The organism is Bradyrhizobium sp. MV1.5, from assembly GCF_055807615.1.
In genome coordinates this window covers 1-3414 of sequence record NZ_JBVVPL010000018.1, presented here as the reverse complement: position 1 = coordinate 3414, position 3414 = coordinate 1, and the positions used below count along the sequence as shown (strand labels likewise).

Here is a 3414-nt window from a genome sequence, read left to right as displayed (position 1 = left end):
TTACTGTTCTTATAACTCCTGCGGCCGCCACCCGGCTTCGGCCGCCCGCCCAGGGGGGGGCGACTTTCCACGGGAACGCCGTCCCTGGATTGCGCTTCGCTCCATCCGGGCTACGGATTTCAACAGCTCCTACCTCAACCCGAACCACAACGTCGCAATTCCCAGGAAGGAGAAGAAGCCGACGACGTCGGTGACCGTTGTCACGAACGTGCCGGAGGCGACAGCCGGATCGGCCCTGACACGTTCGAGCGCCATCGGGATCAGGATGCCGCCGAGCGCACCGGCGAAGAGGTTCACGATGATGGCGAGCCCGATGACCAGGCCGAGGCCCGGGATCCTGAACCAGGCCACCGCGGCGATGCCCGTGATCACGGCAAAGGCGAGACCGTTGACGAGGCCGACCAGGCCCTCGCGCACCACGACGCGCCAGGCGTTGGAGGAGCCGAGCTCGCGCGTCGCCAGCGCCCGCACCGCGACCGTCATGGTCTGGGTCGCGGCATTGCCGCCCTGGCTTGCGACGATCGGCGCCAGCACGGCGAGCGCCACCATCTTCTCGAGCTGGCCCTCGAACAGGCCGAGCACGGAGGACGCCAGAAAGGCGGTGGCGAGATTGACCAGCAGCCAGTTGAACCGCGCGCGTGCAATGGTGAACACGGTGTCGGACAGCTCTTCGTCGCTGTTGACGCCGCCGAGCGCCTTGAGGTCCTCGTCCGCCTCTTCCTCGATGACGTCGACGACGTCGTCGACGGTGATGACGCCGACGAGGCGGTCCTGGGTGTCGAGTACCGGGGCTGCGACGAGATTGTACTTGCCGAACATGCGCGCCACCTCCTCCTGGTCCTCCAGGACGGAGACGCGGCGGCGATCCTCGTCGGTCAGCTCGGCAAGGGCCACCGGGCGGCGGGCGCGCAGCAGGACATCGAGCGAGACTGCGCCCTGCCAGTGCTGCTCCTTGTCGACGACGTAGATCTCGTAGAAGCGATCGGGCAGATCCGGCGTCTCGCGCATGTAGTCGATCGCCTGCCCCACGGTGAAATCCTGCGGCACGGCGATGAACTCGGTCTGCATCCGGCGGCCGGCGGAGTTCTCCGGATAAAGCAGGCTGCGCTCGAGCACGACGCGCTCCTTGAGCGGCAGCTTCTCGAGGATCTCCTCCTGATCGGCCTGATCGAGCGTTTCCAGCAGCTCGACTGCATCGTCGGATTCGAGCTCGCGCACACCTTCCGCGACCGTCTGCGGCGGCAGTTCCTCGAGGATCTCCTCGCGCACGCCCTCGTCGAGCTCGTTCAGCGCGGAGAAGTCGAAATCGCGCCCCGTCAGTTCGACCAGGCGGACCCGATCGTCGGGCTCGAGGGCCCCGATGAGATCGCCGAGATCGGCCTCGTGCAGCTCGGCAACGCAGGCGCGCAGCGCGGCGCTGTCGCCGGCCTCGATCGCATGGGCAATTTCCGCGACGAATTCGTGACGAATTTCGCCGTCTTCATTGCGCATCGGCACGTGGTCGAGTACCGATTCCGCGGCAAACGCGGCACCGTCCAGATGTTCATCCATGGCGCGCCTCGCCGTCCGACAGGTTGGAACGAGTGGTCTGAGCTGTTGGTTCAGGCAATACCCACAAGGCAACTCTGAGCGCAATGACAAAGATGCTTCGACTGAGGTGGGCCTCGATGGCGGCAGGCGCCGCCCTCGCCGCCCTCACCGGCATCGCCTCGATTGAAGCCGCCGAGTGCCCGCGCAAGGACGCGCTCGGCACCTCCCGCATTCTGAGCGTCGACGCCAAGACCACGCCGCGCGTGGGCCTGAAGAGCTTTCCGCAGACCTTGCCGCTCGCCGATCACGAGGTCGTGCTGACCTTCGACGACGGACCGTATCCGCCGACGACGTCCAAGGTGCTGGCGGCGCTGGCCCAGGAATGCGTGCGCGCGACCTTCTTCCTGATCGGCCTGCACGCCTCCGAATACCCCGAGATGGTCAAGCGCATCGCCGGCGAGGGCCACAGCATCGGCCACCACACCTTCTCGCATCCGTTCATGGCGCGGATCCCGCACGACAAGGCGAAGAGCGAGATCGACCGCGGCATTGCCGCCGACGAGATGGCGCTGCACGGCACCTCAACGACGACACCATCGACGCCGTTCTTCCGGTTTCCCTATTTCGAGGCCACGCAAGCCGAGCTCGACCTGCTGCAGTCCCGCGGCATCGTGGTGTTCGGGGCTGACCTGTGGGCCAGCGACTGGAACGAGATAACGCCGGAGCAGGAATTGAAGCTCGTCACCGAGCGGCTCGCCGCCGCCGGCAAGGGTATCATCCTGTTCCACGATCCCAAGGCGCGCACGGCTGCGATCATGCCGGCCTTCCTGCGGTATCTGAGGGAGAACGGCTATCGGGTGGTTCACGTCGTGCCGGCGGGCACATCACAGAAGAATGCCGACGCACGTTGATGCCGGAATGTCACGCCGGTGCAAAATGGGGTGATTTGGGCCCTATTAACAGTCTGTTCATGCTACGCCATGCAAGTATCGAGGGGATTTGTCGCGGCAGGGTTCTGGGTAGCATTCTTGCGCCTGAACCGTTTGCTGATGTCTCCGACCTACTATGGCGGCAATCGCGTAAGAGGGCAGACGGGGTTCATGATCGGAAGTAGCGTTGTTGCCCGGACGCGATCGTGGATCGTCCTTTGTTTTGGCGGATTCCTCGGCGGATTTTTGGGTGTCCTGACCATCGGCTCGCCGGCCATTGCAGCCGACTGCCCCGGCCATCCGGACGCGCTCGGGACCTCCCGCACGCTCGTGGTCGATCCGCACGAGCATCCCCGCATCGGCACCATGCAGTACCGCGAGACGCTGCCGTTGAAGGACCATGAAGTCGTCCTGACCTTCGACGACGGTCCGTTGCCGAAATATTCCAACCAGGTGCTGCAGATCCTCGCCGACGAGTGCATCAAGGCGACCTTCTTCATCATCGGCGAACAGGCCAAGGCGAACCCGGAAGGCGTGCGCAAGCTCGTCGCGGCGGGCCACACCGTCGGCACGCACAGCATGACGCATCCGCTCACAATGGACCGGATGCCGCTCGACAAGGCCGAGGCGCAGATCGATGGCGGCATCGAGTGGACATCGGCCGCAATGACCGATCCGTCCAAGCTCGCGCCGTTCTTCCGCATTCCCGGCCTGATGCGCGCCGACGGCGTCGAGAACCTTCTGATCTCGCGCGGGATCCAGGTCTGGAGCGCCGATTTCCCGGCCGACGACTGGCGCCATGTGTCGTCCGATCGCGTCTATCAGCTCGCGATGCAGCGGCTTGACGCCAAGGGCAAGGGCATCCTGCTGCTGCACGACATCCAGGCCCGCACGGTGGCGGCGCTGCCGAAGATCATCCGCGATCTCAAGACGCGCGGCTATCGAATCGTGCACG

At 65.2% G+C, this 3414-nt stretch carries 3 protein-coding genes; 2 read left to right on the top strand and 1 reads right to left on the bottom strand.

Translation table 11 applies throughout. The features are described from left to right. Positions 1-129: 129 nt before the first annotated feature. Positions 130-1551 carry a magnesium transporter gene (gene mgtE / locus AC0L2J_RS18225; RefSeq protein WP_473250820.1) on the bottom strand — a complete coding sequence of 474 codons (1422 nt, stop codon included), beginning with the start codon at positions 1549-1551 and terminating at the stop codon, positions 130-132. A gap of 116 nt (positions 1552-1667) precedes the next feature. Here mgtE and AC0L2J_RS18220 point away from each other — a divergent pair, with 116 nt between their 5' ends. Beyond that, positions 1668-2441: a polysaccharide deacetylase family protein gene (locus AC0L2J_RS18220; protein WP_007611363.1), complete on the top strand. Its 774-nt coding sequence runs from the start codon at positions 1668-1670 to the stop codon at positions 2439-2441. 189 nt (positions 2442-2630) lie between these two features. After that, on the top strand, positions 2631-3414 hold a 784-nt coding region (locus tag AC0L2J_RS18215), incomplete at its 3' end, for a polysaccharide deacetylase family protein (protein ID WP_473392738.1).

What these genes read in the sequence shown, in the direction of transcription:
- mgtE (WP_473250820.1), bottom strand. Translation starts at nt 1,551, where the DNA reads ATGGATGAACATCTGGACGGTGCCGCGTTTGCCGCGGAATCGGTACTC.
- AC0L2J_RS18220 (WP_007611363.1), top strand. Translation starts at nt 1,668, where the DNA reads ATGGCGGCAGGCGCCGCCCTCGCCGCCCTCACCGGCATCGCCTCGATT.